Below are 19,472 nucleotides of genomic sequence, written 5' to 3' on the forward strand. Positions count from 1 at the left end.
AAGCATCCTGTTGTCCCATATCTTTTGCAAATAGGGGACGAATTCCTCCAACGGCGGCAGGTAGGGTTGGGTGACATAAATAGACTGGGGCATGTTGAAAAAGTCCTCCTTCCTGTAGCAAACTATGATCAGTTGACCATGGGATTGGTCAAATTTCTCCCGCATTGTTGACTACTAGCTACGCCGGCCAATAAGCTCCTGCCTGCTGGCCGGAAGTGCTTCGCTAGCAACGTCACAAGCAGCCGGTTATCAAGTGGTGTTAAATTTCTCGCTCCCAAGGCAACCCAGACCGACCTCGGATACTGGTGCAGTCAACCTTAATTCGACCGCTCAGAACATCATCGATACCCCCAATCAACACGGGATTTAGGGCTCGGTGGTATTTGTAGTAAACCGTTCCGTCTTCAAATACATAGGCCTTCATATCCGCACCCTGGTAATGTCGCATCTGGCCATGAGGTACCGGCAGAGCCCCATGCTGGCCCGGATTAAAAAACCGAGGACAAGTAGCCTCCAATTTTTTAAATACCGATTCAAAGCGACTCTCTAAAGTTTCTGTTGGCATCCCTGATACGCGTGTCGGATAACTTAATGAACACAGCCAGAAGCCAATTTTGTTCTTCCTTTCTGGTTCAACATTTTCCAGTGCGCCAAGTACAACCTTAGCCAATCCCTGAGACCGCTGCAGCCGGCAATCGGTCGGCTCTCGCAGCGAGATTCTGTGCGGAGAAAGAATCACGTTCATGGCACGAATAGCTATCTCGTTTGGTTGCCCCTGCGCTGTCATTTGATCTGGCAATGATGGAACCATCAGTTTCAGTGACGTCGAAGATTTCAGAAACGCCTGAATTCGTAGTGCATCTGGCGACGTTTGCGTATCGGAGCCGGTCTGGCTGCTCAAATTGATCCAGCGTGATGATGCTGGAAACTGGGGCGCAATCAGCGAATACGAGATGACGGAGATCGTGACATAACTTGATGCCCGACTGGATGCTTCAGCATCGAGATCAACCTGAAAAAAAGGCGCTTCGGTCCAAGAGGCAAAGCCCCAGGAGTTCCACGGTTTCCACGGACTATTTTGAAAAACCGCAAACCCTTGAACGGCAACCACACACAGCACCATGAGCACCCTAAAATTCTTGGTGAACGGCAGGTCATGAATCAGTGCGACGCACAGGGGGCCAGCGGCGAGTAACACAGGAATAAAGTAACGCCCATTGCCAGTGGTGTACATCCAGGGTACAAAACTGACCGATGCGAATGCCAACAGCACCCATACCGGCGAGAACTGCCATTTTTTGCGCATGCCCAGATAGAGCCAGACAAGAAGCAGGGCTAAGATGAACATGAATCTGAAGTCCGGCGCCATGATTTCGATGTACACCCAGCCGTTGGGTGCCGCCATGGCTACAGGGCGCAACAATGCATCACTCAACGTATCAGGGGTAAACCTAATCATGATTTCCAACTCATAAGTTCACGTATGGGAACAAACCACGAGTCGTAAAACGGATAGATGGGATTGCCAAAGTAACTCCAGAGTTGCCAGCCCCAATAGCCATAAATCAGGATGAACCCGATCACCGCGGCAACACTTCCGAGAACAATATGGAAAACTCTGACCCTGAAGGAAACTGCCGAAAAAAACCACAGCAGGGGCAACAATACGGTCAAGGGCCCATTGCTGAGTTTGCAGGCCACCGACACACCAGCAAGGACCCCAGATAACACAACAGTCCGCCGGACTGTAAGCCATGAGGCTCTTTCATTGTTCAAGGGTTCCAGAGCAAGCGCCATAGCCCAAACAAAGGGCGCCGCAGCGAGCAGATCATTGCTAGTTCCATCAAACATCATCAACACCACGCTTGTTGCGAACGCCAAGACCACCGCCAGCACTCGCAGTAATGCATCGAACGCATGTTTGCCTGGAATGCATGTGCGCGCAATCATCCATACAGGGGGCACCACCACCATATGCAAGGTTGCGAGGACAACTCCGGCCCATGTCCCGGACACACCACTCATTGCAAGCTTGTAGACGGGCCAGTACAAGTAGGGAAACTGATAGGCCTGATACGAAGCTGCCAAAAAGTCTTTGTCGAATCGCGGATGTTCGGCCGACCAGCCCAAATAAATGTGATGGTTAAGAGCGTCCGAACTGATGCCAATATTGCCGTTAGACAATGGGATGGAGATAAACACCAACCACGCTAGCAACAGCACGGCAGCCATCTCCCAGTGCGCCCACGTCAAACTCTGCCGCGACTCGCTCATGAATGTCCCCGCTTGGTCCACGAGCGCCAGCAGAAATGCAAAGCCCCCGCGAATAGCGCACCCGCAGCTGCCTGCACACCAACAATCATCAGCGTTACGGCGGGAATGGCCGAACGCATGACCTCAGCCGGGTTCAGCGCGCCATAGCCTGCCAAGCCCCAGTCATACACCAGTCGCAAAGACCAAACCAAGCCCAGCACGAACAAGGCGATGCCTGCAATCAAGCCAGCTTCGACGTTGAGCCAGTGCTTGGTGCGCACCAGCCATCTTGGCGTGGGCACGATGCCCGACAGAACACCTATCCATTTGGTGAGAAAGGCAAATTGAATTAGCTGCAGGCCTAGGACGGTCGCCGCACCCATGTAGAGCAGCGAATGAATCCCCAGGTTCAGCGAGATGAAGCTCAGAGAGCCTTGCGCCAGCACAAAGAAACCCGCCAGCCCCACACCCAGTAACGCAGCGCCCGGCAACAAAAACAGCCAGCGGGGGCAAAACAGCAGCATGAAAAGCAGATGACGCCAGCCATCGCGCCACGTCCGCAAGTGCGGCGGGCGGCCGCGGCCATCGGGACGTAGCGTGGTCGGCACCTGCTCGATGCGCAAGCCGGCAAGCGCGGACTTGGCAACCATCTCGCTTGCGAACTCCATACCTACCGTCACCAGTCCCAGTGCCAGCACGCGATCGCGGTTAAAACCTCGCAGTCCACAGTGGAAGTCGCCCACAGGAATGCGAAAAAACAATCTCCCCACAAAGCTCAAAACAGGGTTGCCGAGGTAGCGGTGCAAAAAAGGCATAGCGTCAGGCTTAATACCGCCTTGGAAACGGTTGCCCATGACCAAATCAGCACCAGCTCGCAGTCGCTCTACGAAGAGCGAAAGGTCCGAAAAGTCGTAGCTGTCATCGGCGTCGCCCATGATCACGTAGCGCCCGCGGGCCGCATCAATGCCGGCGATCAGTGCGGCGCCATAGCCGCGCTCAGGCACGATTACAGTGCGCGCGCCGCTGTCTTCCGCGATCTGCAACGAACTATCAATCGAGCCGTTGTCGGCCACCAGCACTTCGCCGTCTATACCAGCTTCTTCGAGAAAGCGACGGGCGGCAAGGACACACCGGCCTGCAGTTTTGGCCTCATTGAGGCAGGGCATTAGCACCGTAAGTTCCAGCGATTGGAGGATCATTTTGTTCGGAGATTACACTCCAGATCATAGTTACAGAGACCCAAATGGAACGAGCGGCCTAAGCCGCCCGTTCACGTCAGCAATTGCGAATTAACCGCGGCAAGAACCAGGGAGAAACTTCGCCTGAATCGTTGTTCCAGTCCCGCCACACACCCAGATGCCGATAGCATCACCCACCGCTGGCGCGGTCGTGCCGGACTTGTAAGGGATCAACGTCAAAACAAGGCCGTCCACGCCCGCACCGATGCCAGTACCTGTCGCAGTCACCGAGACTACACCGGTCGCACCCTTTGTCGCGACACTAGCCACGTATTTGCTGACGCTAGTGGTCGTGTTTTCGCAACCAAAACCTTTATCCGAAGCTGCGGATGTGGCGGACTGGAAGTACTCGGTAATAGATGTGCGGCAACCAGATGCAGCAAGAATTATTTCCGAAACTTTAGCCCGCTTGGTGTAATCCTGATAAGCCGGCAAAGCCACAGCAGCCAAAATACCAATAATCGCCACGACGATCATCAATTCGATCAGGGTGAAACCCTTTTGCATCTTCTGCATGGAACGCTTCATAAAAACTCCTTGGTTAAAAAAAATCTACTTTGAAGAGACGCAGGTTGCGTGCCAAGCGCCTGAAGCTTCTTTCGGCTCCCAATTTTGTGACTTTAGTCGCAACTGAACTGTAAAAGTTACTTTTTTTGACACATAGGCGAAGAGTGCGCAACATTTTTGTCACTTGATGCAGACCGACCTGACCATTTTCAGGTCCGTCAGCCCCATCAGCACTTTTTCCATGCCGTCCATCTTGAGCGTGCGCATGCCGCTGCGCACGGCGCTTGAAAAAAGCTCGGCCACCCGGGCCCGCTCCTGGATCAGCTTTTTCAGCTCGTCGTCGGCGACCATCAACTCGTGCAGGCCGATGCGGCCTTTGTAACCGGTCTTGCCGCACTTGTCGCAGCCTGCGGCGCGGTACATCGTGAGCTGACTGCTGTGGTTGCCGGGGCTGTTTTGGCCGTATTGCTCGGTCCATTCCTCAAGCAGTTTCTGCGCTTCGCCGCCGGGGTCGGCCTGCCAAGCCTGCGTGTGGCGCAGCTCCTCGGCGTATTCGCGGATGAAATCATTGATCTCCTGCGGACCGGGCTGATAGGCCTGTTTGCAGTCGCAGAGCTTTTTGGCCAAGCGCTGCGCCAGAATGCCGAGTAGCGCATCGGCAAAATTGAAGGGGTCCATGCCCATGTCGAGCAGGCGTGTGATGGATTCGGGCGCCGAGTTGGTGTGCAGGGTAGAAAACACCATGTGGCCGGTGAGCGATGCTTCCACGCCCATGGCCACGGTTTCCTTGTCGCGCGACTCGCCGACCATGATGATGTCGGGGTCGGCGCGCAAAAATGCGCGCATGACCAAGGCGAAATCAATGCCTGCCTTGCGGTTGATCTGCACCTGGCGTAAACCTTTTTGCGTAATTTCAACCGGGTCTTCGGCAGTCCAGATCTTGGTATCGGGCGTGTTGAGGAACTTCAGGATGGAATGCAGCGTGGTGGTTTTGCCCGAGCCGGTCGGGCCGCACACATAAAACAGCCCGTAAGGCCTTGAGACGGTTTTTTCAAGCCGTGCCTTGTTGTGTTCGGTCAGTCCGAGCTTTTCAAGAGGAATAGGCTCGCCGGCCGCCAGAATGCGCATGACGACGTCTTCCACACCGCCGGCCGACGGGATGGTGGCCACGCGCAGCTCAATGTCGAGCGGGCCGTACTTCCTGAACTTGATTTTCCCGTCTTGCGGCTTGCGCTTTTCGGAAATGTCGAGGTCGCACATGATCTTGAGCCGGGTGATCATGGCTTGGCGAAAATGGGCCGGTACTTCAATATACGGGTGCAGCGTGCCGTCAATGCGAAAGCGAATGCCGGTTTTGGCCTTGCCCGGCAGCGGCTCGATATGGATGTCCGAGGCTTTTTGATGATAAGCGTCGATGATGACTTTGTTGACGAACTTGACCAGTTCGTTGTCGGCGGCGGCTGATTCAAGCGCGGAGTCGTCGGCGGTGTCCGCGTCAAACGGCGAGTCCATGTCGGCCAGCATCTGGTTGATGGAACTGCTGTCGGCACCGGCCACGAACAGCTGTGCCACGGTTTCTTCAAATTCGGCCTGGGTCGTGACGTGATAGGCAAACTTGCTGCTGCGGGGAAACACCTGCGGCACCATGCGTGCACCGCGCACTGCTTCCGGGTCCAGGCACATGATGACCAGGCCGCCTGACGTTTCCTCAAGCGGAATCCAGCCCTGTTGTTCGACGAAATCGCGTTTCAGCAACCCGTGCAGGGCGTCAGAACGGCTGCGCCCAGCCCTGAAGGGCTCGTACACAGCACCGAAAAAATGGGCGAGCGCAAGCCCGATGCTGGCCGGCCGTACGCGGTACTTGACGACCAGCAAGTGCTCGACCGATTGACCCTCGTCGCGCGCCAGCTGCAGGCATTGCAGCAACTCATCGTGCGACAGCGCCCCTTCGGCGACCAGTCCGTCGTATTTGGTGGCCTTGCGTGGCGGGCTGGCTTCGGCCTTGTGCATGCGCTGGCGCAGGGCAATCGCCAGCGTCTGGCACAACTGGCGCGCGCCGTCTTCGTCGAGCTTTCCAAAAGGCAGATTGCCCCGGTGATTGATGACCTGCAGCACGCCATAGAGGGTTTCACCGGCCATGATGGGAAGAACCAGCATCTGGCGCGTGCGGTAGCCCGAGCGCTTGTCCACCTCGTCAAGAAACTTGAGCGCGGGATGAATTATTTTTAGCGCCTCGTCATCGTAAACGTCGGCAATATTGACCATCTGCCGGCTCATGGCGACGTAGCCGGCAATGCTTTGCGCACTGACTGGCAGTTTCAGTTCGCGACTGGTGCTAAGCCCGATTTTGATCTTTGAGATGATGGCACTGCGATCTTCATTCACGGCGTACAGCGTCAGCCGGTCGGCATTGAACAGCTCGCAGATGTCGCGGCTGACTTCAAGCATGATCTCGTCCACATTTTCGGTGTCGTGAATCCGGTTGGTGACCACTTGCAGTTGCCGGAAGTAAAGTGCCTCAAAAGCGGCGCCGCGCTGCTGTGTCGCCAGTTTTTGCGATGCCAGGAACTCGTCTCGAAGATCTGCGGCTGCTGTGGCGTTTTTCAGTGCGGTACTCATAGCTCAAACTCCTGGCCGGCTCGCAGCCAGCGGATGTCGTGTTTCGCAGCCGAATCCGGCAAGGCCGATTGCTCCAGGCGCTGGATTTCAGCCATGATCAGTTCGGTCTCGTAGGGCTTGGTGTGGCTGATGTAGATCGGATAATTTTTACCCGGAGCGATGCAGGCAAGTTCAGCGGCCAGCGACTTGGGGCACAGGTGCAGGCTGCGCAGCGCCAGGCCGCTTTCGCGGTTGCTGAAGGCGGTTTCAATGACCAGAAGGGCGACGCTGATTTGGTTGAGGCGCGCCCAGAGGGCAGGGTTATGTTCGGTGTCTCCGGTAAACACCCAGTGGTCTTTACCCGTGCCTATGGCGTAACCCACTGCGGGCACCGTGTGCACGGCCGGCAGCACTTCAACACGCTTGCCGCCCAGCATCACGCTTTGACCTGGCTCCAGCGGATAAAACCGTATGAACGGCGACGCTGGCGTGGGAATCATCGTGAAATCGGGCCACATGATGTCGTTGAAAATATGCGCTTTCAGGGCGTCAATCGTCTTTTGCAGTGCATGCACCTGCAAGGGCAGGCTTCGCCTGGAGGCGACAGCGTCCACCATCAAGGGCAGCGCCGCGACATGGTCCAGATGGGAATGGGTCAGCAACACATGGTCGATGTCGGCCATTTCATCGAGTGTGAGGTCTCCCACGCCGGTACCGGCGTCCACCAACATGTCATGGTCGAGCAAAAAAGACGTGGTTCGGCAGTCCTTGGCAATGGCTCCAGAGCAACCCAATACACGTACTTTCATGTGCTTTTCCGGTGATCTATGGTTGTGACTTTTCTGAAGCCGAAAAATACCAGCTCTGGGTCAGACGCCATCAGCGTTCGTTTCGATTTATCCGGGCAATCTTGCGGCGCTACGAAAAAAAACAGCAAGGGCCTGGTCCGCACACCCGCAAGCAGCAAGACCTGGCCATAGCGCCGGTCAGCGCAGCACGAATTGCATCTGCGTTCCGGCAAGTTCGAGCAGGTCGCCGTTTTTTAGTGCGACGGGGTCGGCACCCACTGCGACACCATTGAGGATTGCCTTGTTCTCGCCTTCGACATGGGCGATTACAAAGCTGTTGGCGCGATTGGTAATGGCCGCGATCGCAACGCCGGGCCTGCCGATGGTGGTCACTACCTTGATCAGCGCAACTTCACGCCCTGCTGCGGCACCCGACATGACTTTGATAACCGCGCCGGAAGCAGCCGCACCCGCCGCCGCAGCGACGTGTGCCGGGGCAGCGGCGCCAGCTTCGCTTGCATACTGGATCTTGTACTTGCCGATTTCAACGAAATCCGCGTTTTGCAGCAGCTGCTTTTTAACTGTTTTTCCATTGACATAGGTGCCATTGGTGCTGTTGAGGTCCTCGATATAAACCTCGTTGCCAGACATCTGCAAAACGGCGTGCTCGCCGCTCACCGCGAGGTTGTCAATAACAATATCGTTATAGGGTCTGCGGCCCAGTGAGGTCCGGTCTTTTGTCAACTGGACTTCCTTGATGACGACGCCGTCAAGAGAGACGATCATTTTCGGCATGGCCGACTCCTGTTTGTTTTTGAAATTTTGATCAGCACACTATTTTCCCAGCATTCTGGACAGCAAACCACGCTTGGTAGCGTCTTCCGTCGCGTGCACCAGCAAGACGGAAATGTTATCGCGCCCGCCGCCTTCATTGGCGGCGTCCACCAGTTGCCTGGCCTTGAACTCCAGCGTTGACGCAGCCAGCAAAATGGCGCTGATGTCTTCGCTGGTGATCATGTCGGACAGTCCGTCCGAGCACATCATGTAAACGTCTCCGGGGCTGACGCGGTGCTCATTGACTTCAACCAGCACCGTGTCTTCAACGCCCAAGGCGCGCGTAATCAGATTCTTGTTGAGCGATATCAGCGCCTGTTCAGGCGTGATCAGCCCGCCATCAAGCTGTTCCTGTAACAGGGAATGGTCTTTGGTGATTTGCTGAAGTTCCTTACCGCGCAAACGGTAACAGCGCGAATCTCCAATATGCCCCAGCATCAGCCGGTTTTCCTGAAAGACACCGACCACCAGGGTAGTGCCCATGCCGGCATACTGCCGGTTGGAGTGCGCAGCGTTAAAAATCGAATGGTTGGCGTTTTCCACGCAAATTTCCATCGCCCGGCGCACGTCCTTTGTCGTAGCCTGCCGACCCGCCTCAGCCAGCCACCGTCCCAATTCGGTATCGATGAAAGCCACCGCCATGCTGCTGGCAACCTCGCCCGCGTTATAGCCACCCATACCGTCGGCCAGCAGGCACAGGCCGCTGTCAGCGGCGAACGCGACCGCGTCTTCGTTGTTTTTGCGTACCAGACCCGGATCCGTCAGGGTACAAATTTCGTACATCATCATGTTCGTGCTGGGGTTTGACACCTGTTTGGAAAATAGTCACCCCGTGACGGCCGTCGCGGCCCAAATTTCGTTGCCTGACTGTATCAGGCCGGATCAAGGGCAGACGTTAACAGAGGCAAGACCGCCAGACAAGCTACTTTCGCACGACTTGCGGGTATGTTGAAGGGTTGCACGAGCGGCGCCCCGTTTCCGGCCGGATGGCCAGGCCCCGCGCCCGGCCCGTCGGCCACTCGAGTGACGCGCTGCCCGCCAGGCGCACTAGGCATTCTTTTGCTGGCGCTTGGTGAGGTAAGTCCCCAGCGCCACCACCAGCACCGCACCCAGTACACCGCCAAAGGTCACGGTCTGCTCTGAAGCGACGCCCAGTTGGGTGGTGACAGCCGGATCGGTCAGCAGCATTTCACCGGCCAGGAAGCCGAGCAGAGCCGCACCGATAGTGATGATGATGGGGAAGCGCTCCATAACCTTGGTCAGCAGCGTCGCACCAAAAATAATCAGCGGTATGCTGACCAGCAAGCCAAGCACCAGCAGCGGCAAATTACCCTTGGCAGCGGCCGCCACGGCCAGCACGTTGTCCAGGCTCATCACCAGATCGGCAATCAGGATGGTCCGGATAGCAACGCCCAAGCTGTTGATTTCCCTGGCCGAGCCGTCTGCCTCTTCTTCGGCGCTGAGCAGGTCCACGCCAATGTAGACGAGCAGCATGGCACCGACAATTTTGAGATAGGGCAGGGACAGCAACTGGATGGCCACAATCGTCAGGATGATCCGCATCACGATTGCCGCAGCGCTGCCCCAGAAAATGGCTTTGCCGCGCTGCTCGGGCTTGAGTGTTCTGGCTGCCATAGCAATCACCACGGCGTTGTCGCCCGACAGCACGATATTGGCCAGCACGATGGAGCCAAAGGCGCTCCAGAAAAGAGGCGAGGAAAGGTCGAGTCCGAAAAACATGGCAGCTCCGTTGTTATAAACGAAAGAAAGCGCCAATCAGCGCTTTCTTTCAATGTCCTTTCAGTTTACCCAAAGCCGCCAGCGGCGGAATTGGTAATACTGCTTATGACTGGACTCATGTAACTCCGGATGCGCCAGAGCGCGTTCCGCCTGCTGGCGCAACGCACTCGCGGCCTTTTCTACAGCAGGGCCTTGAGCAATTTCGCCATTTCGGACGGGTTGCGCGTGATGGTAAAGCCGCAGGCTTCCATGATGGCGAGCTTCGCATCCGCTGTGTCGGCGCCGCCTGAAATCAGCGCACCGGCATGACCCATGCGTTTGCCGGCAGGCGCGGTCACGCCAGCGATGAAGCCAACAATCGGCTTTTTCATGTTGAGCTTGCACCACTCGGCGGCCTCGGCTTCGTCAGGGCCGCCAATTTCGCCAATCATGATGACGGCATCGGTGTCCGGGTCGTCATTGAAGGCACGCATCACGTCGATGTGCTTCAGGCCGTTGATCGGGTCGCCGCCAATGCCGACGGCGGTGGACTGACCCAGCCCGATTTCGGTCAGCTGCGCCACGGCTTCATAGGTCAGCGTGCCGGAGCGGCTGACCACGCCGATGCGGCCCTTGCGGTGGATGTGGCCGGGCATGATGCCGATCTTGATTTCTTCAGGCGTGATCAGGCCCGGGCAGTTAGGGCCAAGCAGCAGGGTTTTCTTGCCGCCAGCGGCTTCCTTGGCCTTCATGCGGCTGCGCACTTCCAGCATGTCGCGAACCGGAATGCCTTCGGTGATGCAAATGGTCAGATCGAGGTTGGCCTCAACGGCTTCCCAGATGGCGGCGGCAGCGCCCGCGGGCGGCACGTAGATCACCGACACCGTGGCACCGGTGGCCTTCGCCGCTTCGCTCACGTTCGCAAAAATCGGTATGCCTTCGAAGTCTTCGCCGGCTTTCTTGGGGTTGACGCCTGCCACAAATGCTTCTTTGCCGTTGGCGTAGTCGCGACACATGCGGGTGTGGAATTGACCGGTCTTGCCGGTAATGCCTTGCGTGATGACTTTGGTGTTTTTGTTGATGTAGATCGACATGCTTTTTCCTGATCGGTAGTCGTTAGCCGGGGCTTACTTGACGGCGGCGACGATTTTTGTCGCAGCGTCGGCCATGGTGTCTGCGGCAATGATGGGCAGACCGGAGTCAGCCAGCATTTTCTTGCCCAGGTCTTCGTTGGTGCCCTTCATGCGCACGACCAGCGGAACCGACAGGTTGACAGCCTTGCAGGCGGCGATGATGCCGTCGGCAATGGTGTCGCACTTCATGATGCCGCCGAAGATGTTGACCAGAATGCCCTTGACTTCAGGGTTCTTCAGCATGATCTTGAAGGCTTCGGTGACTTTTTCAGCCGTCGCGCCGCCGCCCACGTCCAGGAAGTTGGCCGGCTCGCCGCCAAACAACTTGATGGTGTCCATGGTCGCCATGGCCAGGCCGGCGCCGTTGACCAGGCAGCCGATGTTGCCGTCCAGGCTGATGTAGGCCAGGTCGAACTTGCTGGCCTCGACTTCGGCCGGGTCTTCTTCGTCCAGATCGCGGTAGGCGACGATTTCGGGGTGGCGGAACAGTGCGTTGGGGTCGAGGTTGAACTTGGCGTCCAGCGCCATCAGCTTGTTCTTGCTGTCGCGGTTCAGGGGGTTGATTTCCACCAGCGACGCATCGGTTTCCATGTAGCACTTGTAGAGCTTCTGGAAGATGTCCACAGCCTGGGCGGTGGACTCGGGTGGCAGGCCGATGGCGTTGGCGATCTTCGTGGCTTGCTCTTCGCCCAGACCCGTCAGGGGGTCGATGAACTCGGTGATGATTTTCTCGGGCGTGGCGTGGGCCACTTCCTCAATGTCCATGCCGCCTTCGCTGGAAGCGATAAAGGCCACTTTTTGCGTCGCGCGGTCAGTCACGAGGGAAACGTAGTATTCCTTCTGGATGTCGGCGCCGTCCTCGATATACAGGCGGCGAACCTTCTGGCCTTCGGCGCCGGTCTGATGGGTCTTGAGTTGCATGCCCAAAATTTCGCCAGCAATGCGCTTGACATCTTCAATGGTCTTGGCCACCTTCACCCCGCCGCCCTTGCCGCGTCCGCCGGCATGGATTTGCGCCTTGACCACCCAAACCGGGCCACCGAGTTTTTGTGCAGCTTCGACCGCTTCCTGGACCGTGAACGCAGGAATGCCACGCGGCACTGGCACACCAAAATTGCGCAAGATTTCCTTGCCTTGGTACTCGTGAATTTTCATGAAAAACCTTCAGGATTCAGTAAAAAGAGGGGTGCAACAGGGATTTTGGCAGGTGCTGTTGGAATGTCAGAAACAGGCCACATCGGCTCAAAACCAGCAGGTTAGCGCTTACTGCAGGCAGCAACCCAGAACTGTATCATGGTGCGAAACACGACTCTTGTGTGAACCTTGACGCCTTAACTCCCCGCGTAATCGCTGTTTTCGGGCACCTATTTTTCTCTGAAAGTTCTTTATGCCCAAAATTTTTATCGATGGCGAAGCCGGTACTACGGGTCTGCAAATCCTCCAACGGCTACAAGCCATGCCGCAGATCGACCTGCTCAGCATCGCACCTGAACTGCGCAAGGACGTGGCAGCCAAACGCGCGCTGATGGCGCAGGCCGATCTGGTGATTTTGTGCCTCCACGACGACGCGGCGCGAGAGTCGGTTGCCATGATCGACGGCATGAAGCAGGCCGGCGCCAAAAAAGTACCCAAAATCATTGACGCCTCCAGCGCGCACCGCACTGCGCCGGGCTGGGTGTTTGGTTTTCCCGAGCTGGTCAGCGGCCAGCGCGAAGCAGTGATGGCGGCCGAGCGCGTGGCCAACCCGGGCTGCTACGCCACCGGCGCGATTGCGCTGATCCGCCCGCTGGTCGATGCCGGCCTGATGCCGACCGATTTCCCGCTCAGCCTGCCGGCCGTCACCGGCTACTCCGGTGGCGGCCGCCGGATGATCGAGGCTTACGAGGCCGGCACGGCGCCCGCTTTTGAACTCTACGGCCTGAGCCTGGAGCACAAACATCTGCCCGAGATCATGAAATATGCCGGGCTGAGCCGTCGCCCGGTGTTCATTCCGTCGGTCGGCAACTTCATTCAGGGCATGCTGGTGCAACTGCCACTACACCTCGATCTGCTGCCCGGCCAGCCGAGCGCCGCTCAGTTGCACGAGGTGCTGGTCAACCACTATGCGGGAAGTGAATGGGTCACCGTGCAAGCCGCGCCACCATCGGGTAGGCTCGACGCGCTGGCCTTGAAAGACACCAACCAGATGGAGTTGCGGGTGTTCGGCAATGAAAGTTATCGCCACGCCGTGCTGGTGGCCCGACTGGATAACCTGGGCAAGGGCGCCTCCGGCGCTGCGGTGCAAAACCTGAAGCTGATGCTGGGGATATAGACCCCACGGTCGCTCACTTCGTACAGATCCCTGCCCCCGAGAGGCCGCTGCGCCTGTGGCCTCGCAAGGCCGGTTCTTCAGGCCAGCTTGCTCTGGCTGGCCAGTTTCGCTGCTTTCGGTCGCCTTTTTTGGCGCTCTTATTACGCTACTATTTTAATAGCTAAAAGTAACCGTATTCATTGGACAAGACGGCGATTTAATGGATATCTGATTACTTTTTGGGGTTTACGCGTCTGCGGCTTGCGTGACGACACGCCGGATCACATCGCCGCCAAAACCGCGGGCCGCCAGAAAACGCATCTGTTTGGCGCGGCCCGAAGCGTCCGCAGCCGGTCCGTCGAATTTTTTGCGCCAGATGCCCTGGGCGCGCTCCAGTTCGCTGATCTTGAGGCGGTCGATCGCGCCGGCCACCGCCTCGGCGCTCAGCCCCTTGTTGAGCAACTCGTATTTGATGCGCGCCGTGCCGAAGCGGGCGGCGCGGCGGTTGATAACGGACTCGACGACGCGCGCCTCGCTGATGAAATCTTTCGCCTGCAGCTCGTCGAGCACCTGCGCCAGCTGGCCCGGCGTTTCCTCATGGGCTCTGAGCTTACGCTCCAGTTCGACACGAGAATGCTCACGGGCAGCCAGATAGCGCAGTGCCCGCCCCTTGAGCGACAGGCCAAAGCCGGACCGGGCTGCGGGTTTGGCGGGACTGGACTGCTTCATCTGGCAAGGCCGGCGGGAAAGGTGCCGCCACAAAACCTCGATGCTATTTTTTTAATAGCTGCTGAAGCCGGTACTTGCTGGACTAGCACCTGATTTGACATAAAAACCGGGTCAAGCGGGCGCTTTGGCGGCCTTATCTGCCTTTTCTGCCTTTTCGGCCTTCTCGGGCTTGCCTGCTTTCTCTGCCTTGTCGCTGCTATCGCCCGCTTCGATAGCGGGTTGCAGCAGCGGGATGCCGAGTGACTCGCGCACCTTGTTCTCGATCTCGATGGCGAGGGCCGGATTTTCTTTCAGGAATTCACGCGAGTTGTCGCGGCCCTGGCCGATTTTTTCACCGTTGAAGGCATACCAGGCACCGGCTTTTTCGACGATATGGCCGGCAACGCCCAGATCCAGCACCTCGCCGAGACGGCTGATGCCTTCGCCGTACAAGATGTCGAACTCAGCCGTCTTGAACGGTGAGGCGACCTTGTTCTTCACCACCTTCACGCGGGTTTCGTTGCCGATGACCTCATCGCCCTTTTTGATCGAGCCGATGCGGCGGATATCGAGCCGTACCGAGGCGTAGAACTTCAGCGCATTGCCGCCGGTGGTGGTTTCGGGCGAGCCGAACATCACGCCGATCTTCATGCGGATCTGGTTGATGAAAATCACCATGCAGTTGGCTTTTTTGATGGTGGCGGTCAGCTTGCGCAGCGCCTGGCTCATCAAACGCGCCTGCAGGCCAGGCAGCGAATCGCCCATTTCGCCTTCGAGCTCGGCCTTGGGCGTGAGCGCCGCCACCGAGTCGATAACGATCAGGTCAACCGCGCCAGAACGGGTCAGCGAATCGACGATTTCGAGCGCCTGCTCGCCGGTGTCGGGCTGGGAAATCAGCAGCTCCTGCAGGTTCACGCCGAGCTTTTGCGCGTACTGGATGTCGAGTGCGTGCTCGGCATCGACAAAGGCGCAGGTGCCGCCGAGCTTTTGCATTTCGGCAATCACCTGCAGCGTCAGCGTCGTTTTGCCGGACGACTCGGGCCCGTAAATTTCAACGACACGCCCACGCGGCAAACCGCCGACGCCCAGCGCAATGTCCAGGCCGAGCGAGCCGGTGGAGACGACCTGAATGTCTTCAATCACCTCGCCCGCGCCCAACTTCATGATGGTGCCTTTGCCAAACTGCTTTTCAATTTGGGCCAGCGCGGCGGCAAGCGCCTTGGCTTTTTCGGTGTTCAGCGCGGCACTCGGAACGGGGTTGGCTTTGTTCGGCAGGTCCATGGAAATCTCCTTGAAAATCAATGATGTAAAAACAGTTGCAATCACGTTGGGCTCGTTTTCAGTCGCTTTTTTCAGGCACAAGCTGGATGCATGACCAGTACTTTATGGGCGATGTTGAAATAAGTAAACCCTAAATTTAGTCAGTTTTCCTGACCAGTTGGGGATAAATAAAGTAGCATGAACCGATGCCACAAACAAAGCTCAAAAGCGCGCCGGACGACAGCGCCGCCATCGGCGGCACGACCCCCGACGCCAGCTGGCGTCTGACGCATCTGGGACGGCTGCTGGGTCAGGCCTTGCGCCGCTTTGACGAACGCGTGCTTTCACTCATGGCCAGCAATGTGGCGGTGCCGCTGGCGCTGTCCAACCTGGCTGCCCGTGACCAGGTGGGCGCGGCGCATGTTCACATCACGCGTCATCTGGCGGTGGGCGGCTCGCGGCTGACGGACCTGGCCAACAGCGCCGGCATGAGCAAGCAGGCCATGGGCGATCTGGTGGACCAGTGCGAGGCTTGGGGCCTGGTCAGGCGCGAGGCCGATCCACACGACAGACGGGCGCGTCGGGTCAGCTTCACGCCGACCGGGCTTGGCTGGCTGCAGGCCTTTCGCGACGCCGTGGCGCAGACCGAGGCAGAGTTTCGGGCCGAGGTCGGCGACGATGTGGCTGCGGTGGTGGCCCTTGGACTGGAAGCGTACGCCAGCGCAGCGACGTCCTGAGCCGGCCGCGTCGCAGCGCGGCATTTTCAGCGCGACGCTGCCGAGCTGATGGAAGCGGCCGAAGCGCTCAAGGGAGGCGCTGGCACGACGGTGGGCTGGGCCGCGCTGGCCAGCAGCCAGCGACGAAAAAAATCCAGGGTAGGGAGTTGGCGCCGGCTTTCGGGGTAGCAAAACCAGTAGCCCATGCCGCTCTGGTAACCGCCCTGCGGCAGCGGCTCGCGAACCATGCCGGCGGTAATCTCGTCCTGCACCAGGCAGCGCGGCACCAGCGCCAGGCCCATGCCAGCCATTACGGCGTGGATCATGGTCTGGAACTGGTCGATCTGCGGACCGGCCAGCGGGTTCAGGCCTTCGATCCCGTGCGTTTCGCTCCAGCGCCGCCACGCCTCGGGCACCGTGACATGGCGCAGCAATGTGTAGCGGGAGACATCCTGCAGCGCGGCAATCGGCCAGTCGGCGACGCGGCTGCGCGGCTGCGCGGCGCAATCAGCGCCACATCGTTGCCTGTCAGGTAGTGCGACTGCGCGCCCGGCCAGTGTCCTTCGCCAAAAAGGATGGAACAGTCGAGCTCCGGACACTCAAAATCGTAGCTGTGCACATACGGCACGAAATGCAGCGTAATCTGCGGGTGCGCCTGCTGAAACAGCGGCAGGCGGGGAATCAGCCACTTGGCACCAAAGGTCGCCACCCCGACCCAGGATTCCAGTTCCTTGACCTGTTTGCTGACCGCGCTTTGCGTCAGGTGCAATGCCTCTGCCGCCCGCGAGACACCGCCAAACCGCGTCACGGCGGAAAACGCACGCAGCAAATGCAGGGGAGGGGCGAGGCGGCGCAAGGACATGGTGAGCGCCATCCTATCATTCCGTAATGGAATGATATGAGGCCAAATAATTAATTTTTATTAATCGTCATTTCGATTAATCTCACTGTAATTTATTGGAAAAATACACGATGCAACGTCGTCAACTGCTCGCTTCTCTGGCCACCGCATCTTTCCTTCCTGGAATGTCATTTGCACAGGAAGGCAAGCCACTTCGCGTGATTATTCCTTTCCCGCCAGGGGGCGCTACCGACATGAGCATGCGCGGCCTGCAGGAATCATTGGCCCGCATCCTGAAGCAACCCGTCGTGCTGGAAAACCGCGGCGGTGCCGGTGGCACCATCGGCATGGCGGAAGTCGCCCGCGCCGCACCCGGCGGTTTGACAATAGGCGTTGCAACCTTGTCCACCCATGGCGTGAACCCCGCGGTTTACAGCAAGTTGCCCTATAACCCGGTCAAGGACTTCGTCGGCGTCACCGAAATCGTCAAGGCGCCGGGCGTGATCGTGATCAATCCCAAACTGCTGCCGGTGAAAGACTTCGCCGGACTGGTGCGTTATCTCAAGGCCAACCCCGGCAAGGTGTCTTACGCCACCCCGGGCAACGGCACCATCGGCCACATGTGGGGCGAGCTGTTCAAGAGCAGCACCGGCACTTCGATGGTGCACATCCCTTACCGTGGCGCCGGTCCGGCCATCAACGACGTGCTGGGCGGCCAGGTACCGGTGTACTTTGACCAGGTGGCCTCCGCGCTGCCGCACATCCTGGCGGGCAAACTGAAGGCGCTGGCTGTTTCATGGCCGGCACGTCTTGACGTCCTGCCCGACGTGCCGACCTACGCCGCGCTGGGTTTTGCCAACAGCAACGACCCGTCCTGGTTCGGTCTGGTGGCACCGGGCGGTACACCGGACGCCGCGGTCGATCGCATCCAGCAGGCCGTGGCCCAGGCGCTGCAGGAGCCAGCAGTGCGCCAACGCATGTCGGCTCAGGGCCTCTACCCCTCGGGCACCACGCCCAAGGCGTTTTCCGCACAAATCGTGCGCGAGATCAATAAGATGAAGGGCGTGGCGAGCTACGCCAAGGTCAAAATGGACTGAACCCGGCGAACCTTCGCCCATACCCCTCATGCACGCAGCACTGAAATTAATCAATATCCGTTTCCAGCAGGCCCAGCCCGGCGCATCGGGATCGGCCGCTACGCTGGACCGGCTGCTGCCGATGGTGAGCTGCATTCCTGGCAGCACACCGCTGGTGCTCGACTCTCCGCACAGCGGCACTTTCTATCCCGAAGATTTTGCTTCGGTCTGCGACCTGCAAGCGCTGCGCCGGGCCGAAGACACGCATGTGGAGAAAATCTACGCCTTCGCGCCGGCGCTGGGCGTGGCATGGGTAGAGGCGCATTTCCCGCGCATTTATCTGGATGCGAATCGTGACACCACGGAGCTGGACGCCACGCTGATTGACGGCGCTTGGCCCGACCCGCTGGCCACCGACCCGCAAGTCCTTTCCAAGGTGCGCCTGGGCAAGGGCCTGATCTGGAAATTCACCGACGAAGGGCTGCCCATTTACGACCGGCTGCTGTCGATAGAAGAAGCGCGCGCCCGCATCAACCGCTGCTGGAAACCCTACCATGCGGCGGTGCAGCAAGCCATTGAAGCGGCCCATGCGCGCCACGGCTACAGCATCCATGTCAACTGCCACTCGATGCCCGCCGTGGCCGGCAGCCACGCGACCGAATTTCCGGGCATGGAACATGCCGACTTCGTGGTCGGCGACCGTGATGGCAGCACCGCCAGTCCTGCGCTTTCTCAGCTGATTTGCGAACAGCTGCGCGTCCGTGGCTACAGCGCAGCCTACAACCACCCCTACAAGGGTGTCGAACTGGTGCGCCGCTACAGCGCCCCGGACCAGCACCGCCACAGCATTCAGCTGGAGATCAACCGCAAGCTGTATATGGACGAAAAAACCCTCGCGATCGACCCGACGGGACTGGCGCGCCTGCAAAAGGATCTGCAAGCCATGGTTGAGCTGCTGCTGGCCACGGATCCTCGCTGAGGCTTGCCGCGCGCGCGGCCCGCAAACTGCTTCGTCACGGGCGGCCCCGCGAATAGAATGCGGTGAGGGCGGGCCGGCGGTGGCCGCCCCTACAACAGGAGACAGCCATGCGTATTCTGATTGCCGAAGACGACCAGGTCCTGGCGGATGGCTTGCTGCGCACCTTGCGCGCCTCGGGCGCGGCAGCGGACCATGTGGCCAGCGGCAGCGAAGCCGATGCCGCGCTGCTCACCAACACCGAATTTGATCTGCTGATTCTTGACCTCGGCCTGCCCCGGATGCATGGGCTGGAGGTACTGAAACGGCTGCGCGCGCGCGGCTCGGCCCTGCCGGTGCTGATTCTGACCGCCGCCGACAGCGTGGAAGAGCGCGTCAAGGGGCTCGATTACGGTGCCGACGACTACATGGCCAAGCCGTTTTCGCTGCAGGAGCTTGAAGCGCGGGTGCGTGCGCTGGTGCGCCGCGGTATGGGCGGCGCCAGCCGCACCAACAAGCACGGGCCGCTGGTGTATGACCAGGCCGGACGCGTTGC

Annotated in this window: 18 protein-coding genes and 1 pseudogene; 5 read left to right on the forward strand and 14 right to left on the reverse strand. The window is 58.8% G+C overall.

The genetic code is table 11. The annotated features are described in order from the left end of the window. Positions 1 to 259: 259 nt before the first annotated feature. The 11 genes from HHJ19_RS09260 to sucC all read right to left on the reverse strand — a co-directional run bounded on the left by HHJ19_RS09260 (position 260) and on the right by sucC (position 12,225). Positions 260 to 1,459 carry a hypothetical protein gene (locus tag HHJ19_RS09260; RefSeq protein ID WP_296906278.1) on the reverse strand — a complete coding sequence of 400 codons (1,200 nt, stop codon included), beginning with the start codon at positions 1,457 to 1,459 and terminating at the stop codon, positions 260 to 262. Continuing rightward, positions 1,456 to 2,274 carry a hypothetical protein gene (locus HHJ19_RS09265; protein ID WP_296906281.1) on the reverse strand — a complete coding sequence of 273 codons (819 nt, stop codon included), beginning with the start codon at positions 2,272 to 2,274 and terminating at the stop codon, positions 1,456 to 1,458. The genes HHJ19_RS09260 and HHJ19_RS09265 overlap by 4 nt, the downstream gene beginning before the upstream one ends. Next, entirely contained in the window at positions 2,271 to 3,452 is a 1,182-nt protein-coding gene (locus tag HHJ19_RS09270) for a glycosyltransferase family 2 protein (RefSeq protein WP_296906284.1), read from the reverse strand. The genes HHJ19_RS09265 and HHJ19_RS09270 overlap by 4 nt, the downstream gene beginning before the upstream one ends. A gap of 90 nt (positions 3,453 to 3,542) precedes the next feature. Then, a complete protein-coding gene (locus tag HHJ19_RS09275; protein ID WP_296906288.1) occupies positions 3,543 to 4,019 on the reverse strand; it encodes a pilin in 477 nt (158 codons plus the stop codon). 159 nt (positions 4,020 to 4,178) lie between these two features. Then, on the reverse strand, positions 4,179 to 6,617 hold the full coding sequence (locus HHJ19_RS09280) for a GspE/PulE family protein (RefSeq protein ID WP_296906290.1): 2,439 nt from the start codon (positions 6,615 to 6,617) through the stop codon (positions 4,179 to 4,181). Beyond that, the gene (locus HHJ19_RS09285; protein ID WP_296906293.1) at positions 6,614 to 7,405 is read right to left on the reverse strand and encodes a 3',5'-cyclic-nucleotide phosphodiesterase; all 792 of its coding nucleotides are present in this window, start codon (positions 7,403 to 7,405) and stop codon (positions 6,614 to 6,616) included. Before HHJ19_RS09285 ends, HHJ19_RS09280 begins: the two co-directional genes overlap by 4 nt. Before the next feature lie 177 nt (positions 7,406 to 7,582). After that, on the reverse strand, positions 7,583 to 8,179 hold the full coding sequence (locus tag HHJ19_RS09290; RefSeq protein ID WP_296906295.1) for an FHA domain-containing protein: 597 nt from the start codon (positions 8,177 to 8,179) through the stop codon (positions 7,583 to 7,585). 39 nt (positions 8,180 to 8,218) lie between these two features. Then, the gene (locus HHJ19_RS09295; RefSeq protein WP_296906327.1) at positions 8,219 to 9,004 is read right to left on the reverse strand and encodes a Stp1/IreP family PP2C-type Ser/Thr phosphatase; all 786 of its coding nucleotides are present in this window, start codon (positions 9,002 to 9,004) and stop codon (positions 8,219 to 8,221) included. Positions 9,005 to 9,265: 261 nt separating this feature from the next. Then, complete coding sequence (locus HHJ19_RS09300; protein WP_296906299.1) at positions 9,266 to 9,958, reverse strand: TerC family protein; 693 nt, start codon at positions 9,956 to 9,958, stop codon at positions 9,266 to 9,268. Between the two features lie 179 nt (positions 9,959 to 10,137). Beyond that, a complete protein-coding gene (gene sucD / locus HHJ19_RS09305) occupies positions 10,138 to 11,031 on the reverse strand; it encodes a succinate--CoA ligase subunit alpha (protein WP_296906301.1) in 894 nt (297 codons plus the stop codon). A 33-nt stretch (positions 11,032 to 11,064) separates the two neighbouring features. Next, positions 11,065 to 12,225 carry an ADP-forming succinate--CoA ligase subunit beta gene (sucC, locus tag HHJ19_RS09310; RefSeq protein ID WP_296906306.1) on the reverse strand — a complete coding sequence of 387 codons (1,161 nt, stop codon included), beginning with the start codon at positions 12,223 to 12,225 and terminating at the stop codon, positions 11,065 to 11,067. A 232-nt stretch (positions 12,226 to 12,457) separates the two neighbouring features. On the opposite strand from sucC, the gene argC reads away from it, so the two are divergent. Further along, positions 12,458 to 13,381 (forward strand): N-acetyl-gamma-glutamyl-phosphate reductase, encoded by a 924-nt coding sequence (argC, locus tag HHJ19_RS09315; protein ID WP_296906307.1) that lies wholly within the window; start codon positions 12,458 to 12,460, stop codon positions 13,379 to 13,381. A 225-nt stretch (positions 13,382 to 13,606) separates the two neighbouring features. On the opposite strand, the gene recX is transcribed toward argC, so the two are convergent. Both recX and recA read right to left on the reverse strand, forming a co-directional pair. Then, entirely contained in the window at positions 13,607 to 14,089 is a 483-nt protein-coding gene (gene recX / locus HHJ19_RS09320) for a recombination regulator RecX (protein ID WP_296906309.1), read from the reverse strand. 111 nt (positions 14,090 to 14,200) lie between these two features. After that, positions 14,201 to 15,349 carry a recombinase RecA gene (gene recA / locus HHJ19_RS09325; protein ID WP_296906312.1) on the reverse strand — a complete coding sequence of 383 codons (1,149 nt, stop codon included), beginning with the start codon at positions 15,347 to 15,349 and terminating at the stop codon, positions 14,201 to 14,203. Positions 15,350 to 15,534: 185 nt separating this feature from the next. Between recA and HHJ19_RS09330 the strand changes: the two genes are divergently transcribed. Beyond that, positions 15,535 to 16,065 carry a MarR family transcriptional regulator gene (locus HHJ19_RS09330; RefSeq protein ID WP_296906316.1) on the forward strand — a complete coding sequence of 177 codons (531 nt, stop codon included), beginning with the start codon at positions 15,535 to 15,537 and terminating at the stop codon, positions 16,063 to 16,065. A gap of 26 nt (positions 16,066 to 16,091) precedes the next feature. Here HHJ19_RS09330 and HHJ19_RS09335 read toward each other — a convergent pair. Beyond that, positions 16,092 to 16,906: pseudogene (locus HHJ19_RS09335) on the reverse strand (LysR family transcriptional regulator). 110 nt (positions 16,907 to 17,016) lie between these two features. On the opposite strand from HHJ19_RS09335, the gene HHJ19_RS09340 reads away from it, so the two are divergent. The 3 genes from HHJ19_RS09340 to HHJ19_RS09350 all read left to right on the forward strand — a co-directional run. Continuing rightward, entirely contained in the window at positions 17,017 to 17,982 is a 966-nt protein-coding gene (locus tag HHJ19_RS09340; RefSeq protein WP_296906319.1) for a tripartite tricarboxylate transporter substrate binding protein BugE, read from the forward strand. Positions 17,983 to 18,010: 28 nt separating this feature from the next. Next, entirely contained in the window at positions 18,011 to 18,940 is a 930-nt protein-coding gene (locus tag HHJ19_RS09345) for an N-formylglutamate amidohydrolase (RefSeq protein WP_296906322.1), read from the forward strand. A 107-nt stretch (positions 18,941 to 19,047) separates the two neighbouring features. Further along, on the forward strand, positions 19,048 to 19,472 hold a 425-nt coding region (locus HHJ19_RS09350; protein ID WP_296906324.1), incomplete at its 3' end, for a response regulator.

It is taken from the genome of Polaromonas sp., from assembly GCF_012927415.1.
Classification (GTDB): domain Bacteria; phylum Pseudomonadota; class Gammaproteobacteria; order Burkholderiales; family Burkholderiaceae_C; genus Polaromonas.